Source organism: Arthrobacter sp. UYCo732, from assembly GCF_040547265.1.
Taxonomy (GTDB): Bacteria; Actinomycetota; Actinomycetes; order Actinomycetales; family Micrococcaceae; genus Arthrobacter.
This window is the reverse complement of sequence record NZ_JBEPPJ010000024.1, coordinates 50,622-66,366: the sequence shown is the minus strand read 5'-3', so window position 1 is coordinate 66,366 and position 15,745 is coordinate 50,622. Positions and strand designations below refer to the sequence as shown.

Sequence of the window (15,745 nt, the reverse complement as noted above, 5' to 3'; positions counted from 1 at the left end):
CCCCGACGCGGCCTGGATCAACAAACCCGCCGAGAAAACCGACACAAAAGCAGCAGCCTAACTCCCACTGGCCTCATTCACCTTGACAAATTCCGACCCGGCATTGTCGGCGCGAGTAATGAAGTCCGCGTCGATGGGGGTCCACAGGATGGCTGCGGCGCTTGTTGTCGCTAAGGCGCAGAGACTGAGGACAAGGTAAACGACGGACATTACTGGTGGCTTTTCGGTGTGATGTGTCGGACGTTGGCGCAAAGCTTCCCCCGCTTTTTCGGTGACGGCCGGCCGTTGGAGCCGCTGTCGCTATGTTGTCCCTAACCCTGGGCGCCGTCAGCCTGGATATAGTCGGTGACCGTAGGCTTCCAGCGCGTCGTCTCTGATCCATTTCCTAGTCAAGAAGACGTCCAGAACGCAGGAAGCGGCGAAAGTGGCCCAAGACATCCATAAGGGTGCGGAACCCGCAAAGACCAATCCCATGACGGCAAGTACGATGCCGGCCGAGACATAGCCGTACGTTCGGCGGCCGCGGGTTGCACAGCGCGCCTCCTGCATCTCGCGAAAGTAGTTAAGCAACAGTCCCCCAAGGTTCGAATCGGAGCCTACAGCACCGGTTGCGCTAAGCAGCGCTTTTCGTGCTTGGCGAACACCGCAGCATTCCACAGCGCTTGTGGGACCGGGAACACCTGGAGCCCAGGGAGACCCGCTGCGTCGCCCGATAGCCGATCGGCTTGAGGGCACCGAAGGGCATGTGGCCATGGAAGAATCGGCGCATGATGGACAACTGGGAAACCGCGTGCAGGAGTTTGTGGGCGCACGCTGATGACACAGACCCTGCCGAAACCTTTAGGAGCATGAAAGCGCTCATTAATGAACAGCCTGATGGGGACGCCGCGGCTCTGTATGAATGGGCCTTTTGTTCACGACTTCCTGGGCAGCGAGACGGAAGCGATTCCCCTGTACCGCCTTGCACTCGACGCGGGTCTCGACGATAGGAGACGGCCTCAGGCTCTCATTCAACTCGCCAGCTCACTGCACAATGTGGGCGAGTTCGAGGCCGCGATTGAAGTTCTCGAGGATGTGGAGGAAAACGACGTCACCGGGGACGCACATCGTGCCTTTCTCGCCCTTGCACTTTTTGATGCCGGCCAGCCGGATCAGGCTCTCCGTGTTGCACTCGAGGCCCTGGCCACGACCCTTCCCCACTACCGTCGCGCAGTCATAGGGAATGCGGCAGAGCTCCTCCCGAGTCGCTAAAGTTCCCATCGAAAAGTCGGCCCACGAGACATCATCCTCAAAGTACGCCGAGCGTCCGTTCATGGATCCTTCACCGGACGTAGGGTGGACGAGTCGGCTGAGCCGGTCCACTAACGAGACGGCAAACTTAGGCCATCAATGCAGCCCTTAGGCTGATGTCATGAATAACACCATAAGAGCAACGCTCATTTGGTCGCTGGGGGCAGTTATTTTCTCTCTTGTCGGCGTATATATCGCATTGAACTCCAATGGCGTTTGGTACAGCATCGTCTCGGCGGTCATAGTTTTGCTCGCCGGCGTCACCTTCGCCGCCAGGGCCATTCTTTCCCTTCGTTCCTCAGATCCCAATATCTAGCTGAGTAACCAGCGGCACATGCGTGGTCACGTTCTCGGCTCTACTGGACGCGGGCTCTATGGCACGCGCGCTACTGGTAGCCGCAGCTGACAGCTAGCCCGGGGTTTTCATCGGGTTGGGCTGAGGGGTGTGTTTAAGACACGAAAAGGTGCTCTGACAAGGGAAAATAGGGGTGTCTACGCCGTTATTTCCGTGTCTTGAAGGAGCACCTTTTCGATGCATCAGCCTACCAAGGTCTTCCCATCCGTCCCGGTCACTTTCACCGGCCAGTCGCTGGTTTCCCATGCCGGCGCCAGGATCCTGACGTCATTCATCGACGCCCTCGGGTTCCGGGATCTATGCGAGGACCGGCTCGGGCAGTTCGTCCCCGCGATGGCCTCGCACCGGCCCGGGAGGCTGCTCGGGTCGCTGGCGGTGATGCTCGCCGCCGGCGGCGAGCACGCCTCCGACCTGGACATCCTGCGCTCCCAGCCCGGCGTGTTCGGCAACGTGCCCTCGAACGCTACAGTCTCCCGGTTCTTCGAACGCACCGTGAAGAACCCGGACGTTTTCGATTACGGCTTTTCGACCCTGGCCCAGGAACTGCGGACCCGGGCCTGGGAAGCGTCAGGGGACCGCAGCCCGGCGGTGAAGGCCACGGCCGCGGACCCGCTGCTCATCGACCTCGACGCCACACTGGTCACCTCGCACTCCGAGAAGGAACGAGCCACCGGAAACTACAAGGGCGGGTTCGGATTCGCCCCGTTCACCGCCAGCCTCGATTACGGTGCCGGCAACGGCACCGGGGAGGAACTCGCGGTGCTGATGCGCCACGGCGGGGCCACAGCGAACAACGCCGAGGACCACATCCGCATCTTCGAGGCCGCCATCGCCGTCCTGCCCGACTCCCTCTACGGTGAAGACGAGGAACTGGACGGGGAGAAGATCCTGGTGCGCACCGACAGCGCCGGCGCGTCCCGGAAGTTCCTCTGGTACCTGCATTCGCGAGACGTGCAGTTCTCGGTCTCGTACCCGGTGCCGGTCGGCAAGGCCCACATGATCGACTGGATCAACGACAAACAGTACTGGCAGCCGGCCCTGGACCAGGACGGCAACGAACGCGACGATGCCTGGGTCATCAACGCCACGCAGGTGATCCCGCTCGAGGACTACCCACCCGGGACGAAGATCTTCCTACGCGCCGAGCCGCTGCACCCCGGTGCGACACCGACCCTGCTCGACCTCGACGGTCACCGCGTGACAGCGTTCCTGACCAATGCCCCGCGCTGGCACGGGCCGTTCCTGGATGCCCGGCACCGGGCCCGCGGCCGGGCCGAGAACCGCATCAAGACGCTGAAAAACACCGGCCTGGGTAAGCTCCCGTTCTTCGATTTCGCCGCGAACCAGGCCTGGGCGAACCTCGCGGTCCTGGCCGCGAACCTGGTCTCCTGGCTCCAGCTCACCGCCCTGCCCGACGGCCACAAAGCAAGGGGCTGGGACATCAAACGCTGGCGCTACCGGCTCTTCGCTACCGCCGGGACGATCATCACCCGCGCCCGCCGGAACCACCTGCTGCTGCCCGACGCCGCACCGGAGAAGCCCCTCATCGCCGCACTGCTCGAAGCGATCAGCCGAATCGCCGCAGCCGCGAACCGCCCTGCACTCCTGCTGCGGAGCTGACACCGCAGCCCCAGTCAACGAACGAGCAGGAAAGAAGAAAACCAACGGGATCAGTGGAAGCCCTCGCCCCGCCCGGCGACCCGTGGCCTTTCAGCCACGCCCAAAATCCGATTCAGCCCGCCGGGACGGCAAAAACCGGGCCCGGCACCCCGACCACCATCCGATGAAAAATCTGGGCTAGAGGGGTCGCATATGAGGATCCCTCTACGGGACGCCCTCGCCTCACTACGGCGAGTTGGGCGTTATGGGGCCGCGGGCATTGGTTCCGGAGCGGCACTTCTCATACGCTCGGGGGTCCACTCTCGCTGCTCTCCCTCTTTCGGCGTCGTGACCTGCGAATCTGCCGAGTTCCCTTCAGAGTTGGCGGTTGGTTGAAGGGGCATCGGTGCAGGAGTGGCGTTGCGCATCTGTTCCTCGGTCAGCTGGACGAATCGTGTGCCGCAGCTGAATGCAGTCGCAGAACCAGCGGAAGGAGCGGTTGATTCTGTTGAGCTGGTCGGAAGCCGGACTGTCTCCCGGCACTCGCTTGCGTCGGCTATTTCAGTACCCTCACTAACTTCGGGGGAAGGCTCTGCAGATGGCAGTGGAGGCTCCTGGCGCCATTCTCCCTGCACCTCATTACCAACGCTTCCGCAGGCGGAGACGGAGAGAATCAGGACGCATGCAGCAGCGGACCCGCGGATCTCTCTCGAACGTCCCATGCCCTGATTGTCCCGATACGCGGGACACAAAAATAGGGGTCCAGTCTGAACCTCTGGTTTCGATCCGATCAATATTTTGGCTTTGATCTCGGAAAAGCTGGAGCTGATGAACGGCTTCTCCGAGTTCCATTTGCGGAACGCTCAACGGAACGTATTGGTTTTTGGCTAGCATTCGTTAGCCAGGAATGGCGTGACCTCGGATGAGCGTTTGGGGATCCTTCACCGTGCATTTGGCTGAAGGGGCTCCTGGAGAAGCCAGTCCATGGCCTCATTGCGGGAGGTGAAAAACCGAGTTGGACACGGGAGGGTCCGCCGCGCCATCGCGAAGTTAGCAATGACACGACTGACCGGGCTTGAGCCAAGCAGGGCAATCCGTGAGGCAGCGCACCGGACGCTGAAGACGGACTTGGCCCGGCCCTGCGTGTCAGGATCGGGTGAGGCCAGTAGCTAAGAGCAAGTCCGCCGTGTCGTAGGGCGAGAACCAGGAACCGATCCACCATGTCCAGTCCATCGATCAGCGCCGTGCGCGACGATAGTCCTATGAACAACAGCATCCCTGCAGGCCCGAGGTCGGGTGATCCGACGCGGAGGCGTTCGATCACTCCGGCGCAGAAACTCGTCCACCTTGCCGCTTACGAGGTCGCGATCGCCACGAATACGGGCGGGGCGTATCTGCGTCAGCAGGGCATCTATTCCTCCCAGATCACCGAATGGCGAAAGCTCCGTGACGCTGGCGTGCTGGAGGGCAAACAGCCCGGGGAGAAGATCGGGAAACTCACCCCGGAGCAGGCCGAGATCGCCCGGCTCAAACGAAAATTGGAGTTGACGGACCAACGTCTGGCCACGACTGAGGTGGCGTTGGAGATCATGTCAAAAATGCACGAGCTGTTGGAAATCTTTCCAAGGGCTCGCGGGACGAACCACCGCAGACGAGACAGTGCAAAACCCCTATCGTGAGCTGACTGCCCGCGGCATTTCCACCCGCACGGCCGCCACGTTGGTCGGTCTTCCCCGGGCAACCGCCACCCGGAAGCCCCGGGCGACACGTCTGTCGGCGGTCGTGGTGGTGCCGGCGAACAAGCTCAGCGATGCCGAGCGGACCCACATCCTTGACGTGGTGAACTCGCCGGAGTTCGTCGATTTGGCGCCGATCCAGATCTACGCCCAGCTGCTCGACGCGGGCGTGTATTTGGCGTCGATCTCCACCATTTACCGCGTTCTGCGGGACAACCGTCAAGTGAAGGAGCGTCGTGCCCAAGCGCGGCATTCGGCACGAGCCATCCCGGAACTTGTCGCCGTCAAACCAGGAGACGTCATTTCGTGGGATATTACCAAGCTGCCCGGGCCGATCAAAGGCAAGTATTTCGATGCCTACATGATGATCGATATCTTCTCGCGTTACATCGTGGGCTGCGCCGTCCACCCGTCTGAATCCGCGGTGTTAGCGGCGGAGATGATGACGAGAACCTTCGCTCTGCATGGCACCCCGCAGGATGTTCACGCCGACCGGGGAACGTCGATGACGAGCAAGACCGTTGCCGCGCTGTTGTCGGATTTGGAGATCACCCGGTCGCACTCCAGGCCCCGGGTGAGCAATGATAACCCGTTCTCGGAGGGCTGGTTCAAGACCCTGAAATACGCTCCCGTGTTCCCGGAACGCTTCGCCAGCCTCGGCGACGCACGCGCCTTCATGGCCGACTTCGTCGATGGTTACAACCACAATCATCGGCATACCGGCATCGGGTTGAACACCCCCGCGGACGTTCACTACGGTCTCGCGGCCGCCACGGCCCGAGCCCGCACCGCAGTCCTGCAGGCCGCCCGCGCAGCGAACCCGCACCGGTTCTCCACCACAACGGATCCGAAGATCCTCGCCCTGCCGGGCACGACCTGGATCAACAAACCCATGGAGACCACGACCGCCGAAATGAAGGACCGATCAACCGATGTCGAATTAGCTGCCTAAACTCCCGCTGGCCTCATCTGCCTTGACAAATTCCGCGGCGCGTCACCTCTTGGGTGTTCGTTATGTCGATCAACATCGGATACTCGGCACCATCGGCAACCTCATTGACCGTTGCCATCGCCGCATGTACATCAGCGGCCTCCAGAACAGTACCCTGGGTTCCACACAAGCTGAAGAACTCCCTCGGCGTCGAGTCCCACCGTGCCCTTGCCGCTACCAACAATTATCTGTTCCACCTTTTGCTCCCCCAGCATCCTTGTGTAGCTAAGACTAAACTGCCTGCCCGGAGGAGCGCAGCGAAACGGCGAGTCAAACGCTGAGCCTCTTGAGATGATCAACTCCTCGGAGGGCTTCCCGGCTGGGTGGAACGACCGCCCGTTAGCCGGGTGGCTCATCGGGCGCCGATGCGTCCGGTAAGGGATCCCTCACCGGGACACCATAACGTCATTGAACGCGTGGCCGTATGGCGCCCTTTTAGCCCTCAAACGGTTGCGACGTAATCTAATGCCATGGAGCGAGTGCTGTTCGACCAAGTTGTCGAGACCGATTACGGGCAATTCGACCTCACTTGGGCCGGGGACGGCTTCGACGGAGATTTCGATCGCTTCTTCGCCGGTCAGACCAACGGATTGGTCGGCGCCTCCGACCCCAACGGCCTGTATGTGAACTTAGCCCGCCGGTCAGGCGGATCGCCCGTGCGCATCGTTGTGCTGGAAGCCAAGCCCAGAGACGATGCCGATGCCCCATGGAAGGACGTCGTCGAGGTGTCATTTGTCCTCCCCGAAGGACACCAGATGCGGTGGAGTTCCTGGGCAGGAGAGAGCGGTGGCGTACTTGCCGACATACCGCCCGGCAGCTACCGGCTGAGAGCCAGCGCAAAGGGACGAGATCGAGGAAGGGAAGGTGAGTTCTCCGATCACTCTGTCGACTCCTATCTCCTCCAGATGTGGCCGGCACCCCCGCAGCCAGACGCGGTGCTGCGCACCGGGAGCAAGGACGCCAAATACTGGCATCGCGAGGTAGGCCACCGTCGATAATCGCGCAGCCTTACCCAACGCCGATGACTCCCGTACCGCTGCTTCCCTAGCTTCCGACGATCAGCCCATGGAACCTGCAGGACGTCCGCTAAAGGATCCCTTACCGGGCACTCCTTGCCGTGGACACTCTGCGTGCTTGCGCCATCCTGAATTTGGCGCAATTCAAGTCGAGACTGAAAGAACTGCAATACTCTGACGATGGCCGTCTATTTTGAGTGCAGAACGCGGACGAAGATGCCCAAATCGGAGCTATTTGACCTTGCCCGGAGCATCGACGTCCACAAGGACTCCATGGTGCAATCTCATGAAGAGGCCGTAGATGGCGTGACGTCCGGTCTCATCTCCTTGGGCGAGGAAGTGACGTGGCGAGCTTGGCACTTCGGCGTCCCGCTTCAAATGACGAGCCGGATCACCGAGATGCAGATACCCGACTACTTCGTAGATGAGCAGGTTAAAGGTCCGTTCCGACGGTTCCGGCATGTTCATGAGTTCAGCCAGGACTCAGCAGGAACCACGATGGTGGATCGCATCGAGTTCGTGGCTCCGTTCGGGCCCATTGGACGTATGGCCGAGAAACTAGTGCTGGGCCGCTACCTCCAAAGGCTGATCGAGACGCGCAACCGACATCTTGCAGGTGACTCGAATCTCGAATAGATCGTCTCGGTAGCCCATCGGTCGCCGGACGGCGCTCCGCCGGCGTGGCTGCCCTCTCGTGAAGGCCTGCGGCAGTGAACGTCGAGGCCGTCCCGGTGGATGGGGATGTGGGGCCGGGCGCCTGTGGCGGCACTTAGAATCGGATTCATGGAGTGGGCATTTCTTTCGGCCGAAGAACTAGTGTCCGCCTTGCGGACCGGCGAGGTGACCTCGGTGGAGCTGACCGAGGAGGCGATCGCCCGTATCGAGCGGGACGATGAGGCGATTAACGCGATCTGTGTGCCGGACTTCGATCGTGCACGGGCTGCCGCGCGCCGGGCCGACGAGGCGCGCGCCCGCGGCGAGGACCGGCCACTGCTCGGTATTCCTGTGACGGTCAAGGAGTCCTACAACGTTGCCGGGTTGCCCACGACCTGGGGGATGCCGCAGTATGCGCACTATGTGCCCGCTGAGGACGCGGTGGTGGTGTCACGCCTGAAGGCCGCGGGCGCGGTGATTCTCGGCAAGACCAATGTGCCGTTCATGCTGCAGGATTGGCAGAGCTTCAACGAGATCTACGGCACCACCAATAACCCCTGGGACCAGGGTCGAACGCCTCGCGGATCCTCCGGCGGATCAGCGGCGGCGCTGGCATCGGGATTCGGCGCGCTGTCTATCGGCTCCGACCTCGCGGGTTCACTGCGCAACCCGGCGCATTTCTGCGGTATCTACGCACACAAGCCTACGTTCGGGCTGGTGCCGACCCGCGGGATGGTGCCGCCGCCCGCACCGGCGCTGCCGGTCGATGGCGACCTCGGCGTCTGCGGTCCGATGGCGCGCACCGCCCGCGACCTCACATTGTTGCTGAATGTGATGGCGGGACCGGACCCGTTAACGCGCGGCGTCGCCTATGATCTGACTCTGCCGCCCGCGCGTCACCAGAGGCTCTGCGACTTCCGCGTCCTGGTGCTCGACGAGCATCCGCTCATTGAGACCGGGTCGGCAGTGCGGGCCGGGGTGAACCGAGTCGCCGCCGCACTCGTCGACGGCGGGGCCCGCGTCGAGCGGCGCAGTCCGCTCCTCCCCGATCTGACCGAAAACGCGACGCTGTACGCGCGGTTGATGTTATCGAACAGCGGCGCGCGTGTCCCCGCGGAGACTTACGAGCAGCTGCGGACCCTCGCCGCCGACCTGGACGCGGACGATGAGAGCCTTAACGCGTCCCGGCTGCGCGGCATGGTCCTGAGCCATCGCGATTGGATCGACGCCGACATTCGCCGCGAACGTCACCGCCACGCCTGGCGGCACTTCTTTACCGAATTCGATGCCGTGGTGTGTCCGATCATGTCAATTCCCGCGTTCCCGCACGACCACAACCCGGACCGCGGGGAACAGAGGATCGACATCGACGGCGTCGAGTACCCCTCCGTTGATCAATCGATCTGGGCCGGTGTGGCCACCATGCCCGGACTGCCTGCCACCGCCATACCCACCGGCCGGTCCCCGGATGGGCTGCCGGTGGGAGTGCAGCTCATCGGTCCGATGTTCGAGGACCGTTCCCCGCTGCGACTGGCTGAACTGCTCGAGCGGAGGATCGGCGGCTTCGAGCCACCGAGGTAGGGCCCACAGCCGTCCAATAGCCGGTCCCCCACCACGACACCTTCGGGGTACTCCCCCAACGATAAAATGGCGGCGTTTTTGCAGGGCTAATTGTCGCGATCATCGTCCGGAAGCGGATCGGCTTGCGGGCATGGCCTCGGGCCTCCATCTTCCTCAGCCTCGCGGGCTGGACGTCCCCATTTGATTGTCAGAGATACAAACCGGGAAGCCCCCGAGTAGGCTCTAGCCCTTAGTCAAGAGGAGCAGTCGCCCCAATGCGAAGCCACCCTGCGGGCTAACGAGGAGGATTTTCGTTCAGTCGGGCGAGTAGGGACCGGAATGGCCCTGGGTCGAAGTCGACGCGCCGCCGCACTGACCAGGCTTCAGCCACGTCTACGGCATCTCGCATGGCTTGTACTCCATACGCATATGGATCATCCGGCGGGTCAACGGGTACGGCTACCTGAATCTTTAGGAGGTGGTCGGCCTTGCGGAACGCGCCGGTGCGAACTCCTTGGAAATCAGGACTGATGATGTGTCCAGGGATTTGGAACTCGACGTTAATGTTGAAATCCGACTCAAGTTGATCCCGTATTTCTGACACGTCCCTGGATAATCGCGTGAGCGCCTCCCGCCAGACCTTACTCTGGGCGGTAAATCCGCCGACAATGACTCCGACGGAGAGCGCTTTGGGCCTGTCGGGAATTGATTCAATCACGGCACAGCACTTTCGAAGTCTCCCGTCCCACATTCCCGGATGCCGCTCCACGGCCCGATCGCGTTGATTGATGCGTGGCCGCTAGCCTCACAGATCGCGTCAATATGTCCCCCGTCAAACAAGATCGCTTCCGTATCTGCATGCATAGAGCTTACTGAAGGGCTCAGCAGGGTGGTTGAGGTGCCGCGCACTGTGAATCAGACCACGTCACAGCCCCCGCTCAGGGATCCCTTACCGGATACCTCCTATCCCGAGTCCGGGTGGCAGGACCATGCGCCTTCGGCAGTTCCTGCCAGCCGCTGAGGAGGCAGGGCCCGACTTGATTCACTAGCCTTGCCTTTTGCAGGTGCGCCCGCGGCCCAGGAGCCAACTGCCGGTCCAAAGCAGCACCACGAGAGTCAGGATCGCGGTGCCATTGGGAGCCAGGCTGAACACTGCTGGAACGTACGGGAGTACGAAGATGATGGTGGCTGTCCCGGCGCCCGGGGATGAGCCACCCCCGGGCGCTGATCCCCGTTCTCCGCTATTGAGCCCGCTACGCGCTTTCTCCCGCCGCTCGTCGGCTTGGAGGATGCCGTCGCGGACAGCGGCGCGGATGACGCCGTAGAGGACGTAGAAGAAGACTGCCGCGAAGACCACGAGCAGGACCGGGTTGTTGAGTGGATTCATCCCTGCACGTCTTCCTTCAGGCCAGTACTTCTGGACTCCAGCAGCGGCATCTCGAAGCTGAAGGCCGTCGAGGGAGATGGAGCTTTCGGGCATGCCCATGTCCGTCCACTGCGCGACAAGGCGCAGGTCCCCGGCCGGCGGCAGCGGCCAGAGCCAGAGTGCGGCGTTTGCTGACATGTCATCTTCCCCGCCATTACCGCCCTTGGGCCGGTATTCGAAGACCGGGCCATCAGGTTTCTGGTCCAGCGGCTTGTGCCCGTACATCGCCAGGGATGAGCTGCTGGCCTTTGTGCCGTCCGGGAACTGGACTCCGAGCAGGAGGATGGAGTCGGAAGAAATGCCTCCATCGCGCACTTGCGGCGCCGGCCGGTGAGAAACGGCATTGATCTCCGCCCACTTTCGGTCCTCCTGGTCGGTGCGGCGCAGAATCCATTTCACGTCAATGATGCATCCGGTGGAGTAGACCTCAACGGCCATCACAAAGGTCGGGGACTGGTGGACGAACCGATTCACCGGGACGAGGGCGGGCAGTTCGTAGGGGGGTGGCGCCCGCCCAGGGAGGCGGCGTGAACTGCGGCGTCCGTGGGCGGGGAGGCGACGACGGGATCGAGTAGTCCTGGAAGAAGGTCACGGTCGTTCCTACGGTTACGATGGCTGCGACCGACCAGTGGAACAGCGGCGTGCGCCGCTTTGGATCCCCCAATCCGCCCTTACCGGCCCCAGTCTAGCCTCGGACCACAGTCCTAGGGATCGTGACGCCGGAGCGACGGCACGAGCTGCCCGTTAGCCGGTGGCCCACGGGGCTCCAGTGCCCGATTGGGATCCTTTACCGGGCACCTTTCCGTCGAGACGAGCCAGCCACCGCGGACGCTGTGAATCGCCGCGATAGGGCACTCCGTATGGTGGGAACCTGAGTCTGCAGATTTGCGCCTAACAGGTTACCTCGCCAACGCCATCACTGCATGGGGCTTGCTGGGCGCTGCCGTGGGCCAAGCAACACGGACGCTGCGAACCCGGCGCCAAGGACAAGGACACACCCGAACCATCCGAGTACCAGATAAACCCTGATCATTGTGTCTGTGGCCTCGTAAGGGGTGAGCGACTGCCCGGCAACCACGACTTTTCCGGCCGATGAGCGGGCAATGACTGCCATCCGTAGTCCGGGCTCCGGCTGCCACGTCACAGCATCCTCACCTGATCTCCTTGCCGTGTCGAGCACGCCGGATGGGAGGGTTGGAAGTACTCCGTGGAGAGTGGCCGTTCCCGTCTCCGGTTTGTCATCGGTGCCGTACACGATGACAAACACCCCACTATCGGGGGTCAACTCCACCAGTGGGACCGACGCAACGGATGTGCCGAGAAGCTGCATCTGGGCAGCGGCCGCCGCAGAGGGCGCCACATTGGCAGACCTACGGCCGGATTGCTGGAATGCAATGTACAGACTGCCGAATACGACCGTCACGACAGCTGCTGCTGCCAGCCACCCGATAATTCTTTTCATACCGGTCATCATCGGACATCCACCGCCAAGGCGGAAGGGACGGCGCTTGGCCCGGTCGGCAGGGGTTACTTGGCAGACCTGCTGGTGCCAGTCCCGGCCACCCGTTCACAACTAGGAAGGATCCCGGTGACGCGCCGCTCGGAACGTTCCTTGCCGTGGGGATGGTTCCGCCAGTGGCCGCTTGACATAGCGCGATGGCCGTTCCGTTCACGGAACGGCCATCGAAGCCGGGTGCAGGTCGAACAATAGCAGGCGCCCGTACCGCAATCGATACCGTTTGCCGAGGCCGGCTTGGCAACAGAGGTGGAAGCGTGTTTTCGCGTCGGGCTTACCCGGGGCATGCCCGGGTGGTCCGGTGAAGGATCGTCCAGCGGACGATCACATGGCCGTGGGTGTATAGGATTCGGGAATGGCTGAATTCATTGAAGACTGCGAGGTCTATGCCGGGGGCTCCTATCCCGTCGCGATCTCCCACGGTCACCCGATTCTGGGCAAGGTAGGGCTCAAGGCGCGGGTCGACGTCGAAACCGGCGAAGTGACCTTCTACGTCCCGACCGAGAAGATCCACAAGCTGAGGTAGCTAGCCCCCCCAGGTTCACGGCACCAGCAGAAACCTGCGCGGCCGGAGCGGCTCGCTGACCATCTGGGTCTGGCCGCTGCCAGTGGACGGTACCGACCGTCTGGTAACCGATTGGCCGGGCGTGGGCATCCTCGAGAGCGGCCGAAGTCAGAGTCCCTCGATTTTGTAGCGGCGTTCGATTCCGTCGGTGACGCGTCCCCATTTACTGCCGGCGACCCGGGCTTGGTGAGCTCTGAATGCCGTGGCATCGCGGAACAATTCATCAACGTGCCACACCAATGGGTCGTCGGTAGGGCTCACACGGAATGAGACACAGCCAACTTCGGCGCATGTTTGCGCAATGTGGACGGCAAGATGCTGGACGACGGCGACGTCGTCGTTGTCGCGGCACACGAGTTGTCCACTGAGATAAACATCAGTCATCGAGCCATCTTCCCGCATCACCAGTGGCCCCTTCAGCCGACGCGCCTTGGTGACGCGCGTGCGGTGAAGGATCCTTTAACGGGCGTATTCGACACGCTATTCGGTCGTCGGGAAGTTGGATAGCGGCCGGGGCTTTCTGCGATTGGTCACTCCGGCTCGAGGCTTGGGTCGCTTCGGAAGCTGGCGACCAGTTGTTCGAACTTGGAAACGTGCTTGTGGATTCTTGCCGCGTCCTGGTCGGAGTTGAGCCAGGGCTTACGCTTCCCAATCAGGAGAACATCGCGCAGCTTGCCGTCGATGTCGAAGGGTGTCGTTAGCGGGAGAAGGGCGTTCAACGCTTCCGATTCCACTGTTTCGTGCAACCGTGCTCGGAGCCAAGCGATCTGCTCTGTTGTGAACAGGTTGCATGGTATTCGTAGATTTTCGAGGTTGGTCAGTGAACCAAGAGGCTGGATCCGACCATCGTCGATGCGTTTCGGAAGCAAGCTTAGAGTCAGTAATCCCGTCAGCGAGGCCAGGGGTTCCAGCGTCTCGAAAGTAGTCTTGCTCCATACCGCGTCACCGAGGATGAGTTCCTTCAGAGCGTGCCCGGTTAGTAGGTCATCCAGCCGGTGGAATCGGGTGAAGTCCTCTACCCGCAACGCAGTCAGATGCGGCGTACGCGAAAGGTTCCATAGTCGTGTGGACCGCTGATTCCAATAGAACGAGACCATCCGGAGCCCTGACAGGTCCTCAAGCGGGGTGAGGTCCTCAATCCTGGGGCACTTCCAGAACTCAATCGCTGTGAACTGCCTTCCGCAGCTGGAGACCAGTCGCTCAAACACGGCCTGGTCCAGCCCGCTGATACGAAGGGCGGTTGAATCAGGGTGCGCCTCGATTTTCGAGAGGTGTCCGGGATCGAATTTCCCGCCGCCGATCTGCGGCTGGACAAGGTCAAGGAACCATAAGGGCTGGGCATCGCCCGCCCGCCTGAGCTCCAACAGGTCCTTGGGGCCTGATTCCATGTTTGCTCCGTCTCCCCGTCAGAAACCCATCAAAACGTTAGTCGCAAACCTATCAATCGGGCGCAGAAGTAAGCATGGCAACCTGAGAATGTCGTCTTGCGATGCGCCCGTAAGCCGGTCGTCCACCGGCCGTCCCGACGCTGCGCTTGGGTCTTCTTCACATCCGAGTGTTTCCGCCATTGCCGGATTCCCGTATACCCTGCCCGAATTAATGCCCGGTACGCTACAGTCCGAAGCATGCTCATCGGCTACGCCCGCTGCTCGACCAGCACCCAGGACCTCACCGCCCAGCACCATGCCCTCCACACCCTCGGCGTCGACGCCGAGATGGTCCACGTCGACCACGGATTCACCGGCACCAAACGCGACCGACCCGGGCTGGGCAAAGCTCTCGCGGCGTGCCGCGGCGGCGACACGTTCGTGATGACCAAACTTGACCGGCTCGCACGGTCCCTACCGGATGCGACGGATATCGCCGACGAGCTCACACGCAAGGGCGTGACCCTCAACATCGGCGGCAGCATCCACAACGGAGAGATCGCCGAACTCTTCGGCGTTGCCCGTTCTACCGTCTTCCGGGCCATCCAGCGCGCCGTGCTGGCCACGTGACCTTCTCCCGCCAGCTGGCCGGCGCATCGTGACCATCTGTTCGGAACCGCATGGGCATTCAATTTAGCGCCGCTGCTACCAAGAGCTGCCCCGCCACCCTCATTCAAGGCCTCCAGGGACGCCGCCAGCCGGGACCCCGGACAATGCCCAGGCGAGCCTCAGTAGCCTGACGTTTTGTGCACGCGACTCCCGACCAAAGTGACGCTTTGTGCAGGGGACTTTGGACACCAGATGTCCATACCCGTCCGCACATCTCCCGTACTTTCAGGGGCAGCTTATGCAGACGACTTCGGAAAGTGAGAATCTGCTCCGCATCGGTGGCCATGTCATGCCGATCCCCCGCACTCCTTCATGAACAGGTATCAGAGCGGAAATTCCGGACCGGCCTCAAGCCTGGGTCGATCTAAAGAATAATCAGCAAATCATGTTGCACGCGACCCTAGCCACCATGAAGTAGTGAACGCTAAAAAGCCGACGGAAGGACGAAGAAGGATGAGCACCCAGAAGGGGCCCCACAGGGCGGCACCCGGTCCGCCGTAGTCCGCCGCTCCCCCACACAAACAAATAGGTCTGTCCGGGACCCGCACACCCGGAACATCAGATTTGAGGCGAGGGTGTGCACAATGTGCACACGAAAAACACCCAAAAAGCCCCTGACCTGCGGAACCACTGTGCCCGAGGTGGGACTCGAACCGGACTCCAGCCCCTGAGTTTCCGCCACTCCCCCGAAAACATCCGCAATCCGGCCCAGTCCGGCACCAGTACGACCCGATCCGAAGCCCAGGGTGTGCACAATGTGCACAGCCCGCTTCGGCCTTCGAACTCCCCCACCGACTGCTCATCGAGAATTCCGAGCCATCAGCCTGAGCCCCCTCCGCAGCACTAGCCGCCGCATCAGGTGCTCCTCGGCCAGGACGGCGCTGCGATTCAAATCGATGTCGCCGGCCGCCACGCCAACCACCAGCCCGAAGCCCTCCGATGCGTTGAAGTAGCGCCGGTGGCCGTGGACCCAGAGCAGCAGAACCATGAGCGTTCAGACG

General features: G+C 62.1%; 15 protein-coding genes. 9 read left to right on the top strand and 6 right to left on the bottom strand.

The genetic code is table 11. The annotated features are described in order from the left end of the window. Positions 1-864 precede the first annotated feature (864 nt). From ABIB45_RS20440 to ABIB45_RS20430, 3 genes are all read left to right on the top strand, one after another. Complete coding sequence (locus tag ABIB45_RS20440) at positions 865-1,251, top strand: tetratricopeptide repeat protein (protein ID WP_354217681.1); 387 nt, start codon at positions 865-867, stop codon at positions 1,249-1,251. Positions 1,252-1,411: 160 nt separating this feature from the next. Then, positions 1,412-1,606 (top strand): hypothetical protein, encoded by a 195-nt coding sequence (locus ABIB45_RS20435; protein ID WP_354217680.1) that lies wholly within the window; start codon positions 1,412-1,414, stop codon positions 1,604-1,606. 216 nt (positions 1,607-1,822) lie between these two features. Further along, positions 1,823-3,265: an IS1380 family transposase gene (locus ABIB45_RS20430; protein WP_354217679.1), complete on the top strand. Its 1,443-nt coding sequence runs from the start codon at positions 1,823-1,825 to the stop codon at positions 3,263-3,265. 920 nt (positions 3,266-4,185) lie between these two features. On the opposite strand, the gene ABIB45_RS22665 is transcribed toward ABIB45_RS20430, so the two are convergent. Next, positions 4,186-4,338: a DUF7793 family protein gene (locus tag ABIB45_RS22665; RefSeq protein WP_502914557.1), complete on the bottom strand. Its 153-nt coding sequence runs from the start codon at positions 4,336-4,338 to the stop codon at positions 4,186-4,188. Positions 4,339-4,506: 168 nt separating this feature from the next. On the opposite strand from ABIB45_RS22665, the gene ABIB45_RS20425 reads away from it, so the two are divergent. The 4 genes from ABIB45_RS20425 to ABIB45_RS20410 all read left to right on the top strand — a co-directional run bounded on the left by ABIB45_RS20425 (position 4,507) and on the right by ABIB45_RS20410 (position 9,222). Next, positions 4,507-5,932, top strand: a protein-coding gene (locus ABIB45_RS20425) for an IS3 family transposase (protein ID WP_354217678.1) whose coding sequence is annotated in 2 segments (ribosomal slippage) — positions 4,507-4,859 and positions 4,858-5,932 — 1,428 coding nt in all. Because the reading frame shifts where the segments join, the coding sequence is not laid out codon by codon here. Positions 5,933-6,450: 518 nt separating this feature from the next. After that, a complete protein-coding gene (locus ABIB45_RS20420) occupies positions 6,451-6,969 on the top strand; it encodes a hypothetical protein (protein ID WP_354217677.1) in 519 nt (172 codons plus the stop codon). 234 nt (positions 6,970-7,203) lie between these two features. Then, positions 7,204-7,623 (top strand): SRPBCC family protein, encoded by a 420-nt coding sequence (locus ABIB45_RS20415; protein WP_354217676.1) that lies wholly within the window; start codon positions 7,204-7,206, stop codon positions 7,621-7,623. 147 nt (positions 7,624-7,770) lie between these two features. Next, positions 7,771-9,222 carry an amidase gene (locus ABIB45_RS20410; protein ID WP_354217675.1) on the top strand — a complete coding sequence of 484 codons (1,452 nt, stop codon included), beginning with the start codon at positions 7,771-7,773 and terminating at the stop codon, positions 9,220-9,222. A gap of 1,024 nt (positions 9,223-10,246) precedes the next feature. On the opposite strand, the gene ABIB45_RS20405 is transcribed toward ABIB45_RS20410, so the two are convergent. After that, a complete protein-coding gene (locus ABIB45_RS20405) occupies positions 10,247-11,026 on the bottom strand; it encodes a hypothetical protein (protein WP_354217674.1) in 780 nt (259 codons plus the stop codon). A 517-nt stretch (positions 11,027-11,543) separates the two neighbouring features. Then, entirely contained in the window at positions 11,544-12,089 is a 546-nt protein-coding gene (locus ABIB45_RS20400; RefSeq protein WP_354217673.1) for a hypothetical protein, read from the bottom strand. Between the two features lie 409 nt (positions 12,090-12,498). Between ABIB45_RS20400 and ABIB45_RS20395 the strand changes: the two genes are divergently transcribed. After that, positions 12,499-12,669, top strand: coding sequence for a hypothetical protein (locus tag ABIB45_RS20395; RefSeq protein WP_354217672.1), 171 nt, complete (start codon positions 12,499-12,501; stop codon positions 12,667-12,669). Positions 12,670-12,816: 147 nt separating this feature from the next. Here the strand turns inward: ABIB45_RS20395 and ABIB45_RS20390 are convergent, their stop codons facing one another. Together ABIB45_RS20390 and ABIB45_RS20385 are read right to left on the bottom strand one after the other, a co-directional pair. Next, the gene (locus ABIB45_RS20390) at positions 12,817-13,092 is read right to left on the bottom strand and encodes a putative quinol monooxygenase (RefSeq protein ID WP_354217671.1); all 276 of its coding nucleotides are present in this window, start codon (positions 13,090-13,092) and stop codon (positions 12,817-12,819) included. Between the two features lie 146 nt (positions 13,093-13,238). Next, complete coding sequence (locus tag ABIB45_RS20385) at positions 13,239-14,096, bottom strand: hypothetical protein (RefSeq protein WP_354217670.1); 858 nt, start codon at positions 14,094-14,096, stop codon at positions 13,239-13,241. Positions 14,097-14,333: 237 nt separating this feature from the next. Here ABIB45_RS20385 and ABIB45_RS20380 point away from each other — a divergent pair, with 237 nt between their 5' ends. Further along, positions 14,334-14,705: a recombinase family protein gene (locus tag ABIB45_RS20380; RefSeq protein WP_354217669.1), complete on the top strand. Its 372-nt coding sequence runs from the start codon at positions 14,334-14,336 to the stop codon at positions 14,703-14,705. 838 nt (positions 14,706-15,543) lie between these two features. On the opposite strand, the gene ABIB45_RS20375 is transcribed toward ABIB45_RS20380, so the two are convergent. After that, entirely contained in the window at positions 15,544-15,732 is a 189-nt protein-coding gene (locus ABIB45_RS20375; protein WP_354217668.1) for a hypothetical protein, read from the bottom strand. Positions 15,733-15,745 lie beyond the last annotated feature (13 nt).

Coding starts and splice junctions, on each gene's coding strand:
- ABIB45_RS20440 (WP_354217681.1), top strand. CDS start 865: ATGAACAGCCTGATGGGGACGCCGCGGCTCTGTATGAATGGGCCTTTT.
- ABIB45_RS20435 (WP_354217680.1), top strand. CDS start 1,412: ATGAATAACACCATAAGAGCAACGCTCATTTGGTCGCTGGGGGCAGTT.
- ABIB45_RS20430 (WP_354217679.1), top strand. CDS start 1,823: ATGCATCAGCCTACCAAGGTCTTCCCATCCGTCCCGGTCACTTTCACC.
- ABIB45_RS20415 (WP_354217676.1), top strand. CDS start 7,204: ATGCCCAAATCGGAGCTATTTGACCTTGCCCGGAGCATCGACGTCCAC.
- ABIB45_RS20410 (WP_354217675.1), top strand. CDS start 7,771: ATGGAGTGGGCATTTCTTTCGGCCGAAGAACTAGTGTCCGCCTTGCGG.
- ABIB45_RS20400 (WP_354217673.1), bottom strand. CDS start 12,089: ATGAAAAGAATTATCGGGTGGCTGGCAGCAGCAGCTGTCGTGACGGTC.
- ABIB45_RS20395 (WP_354217672.1), top strand. CDS start 12,499: ATGGCTGAATTCATTGAAGACTGCGAGGTCTATGCCGGGGGCTCCTAT.
- ABIB45_RS20390 (WP_354217671.1), bottom strand. CDS start 13,092: ATGACTGATGTTTATCTCAGTGGACAACTCGTGTGCCGCGACAACGAC.
- ABIB45_RS20385 (WP_354217670.1), bottom strand. CDS start 14,096: ATGGAATCAGGCCCCAAGGACCTGTTGGAGCTCAGGCGGGCGGGCGAT.
- ABIB45_RS20380 (WP_354217669.1), top strand. CDS start 14,334: ATGCTCATCGGCTACGCCCGCTGCTCGACCAGCACCCAGGACCTCACC.
- ABIB45_RS20375 (WP_354217668.1), bottom strand. CDS start 15,732: ATGGTTCTGCTGCTCTGGGTCCACGGCCACCGGCGCTACTTCAACGCA.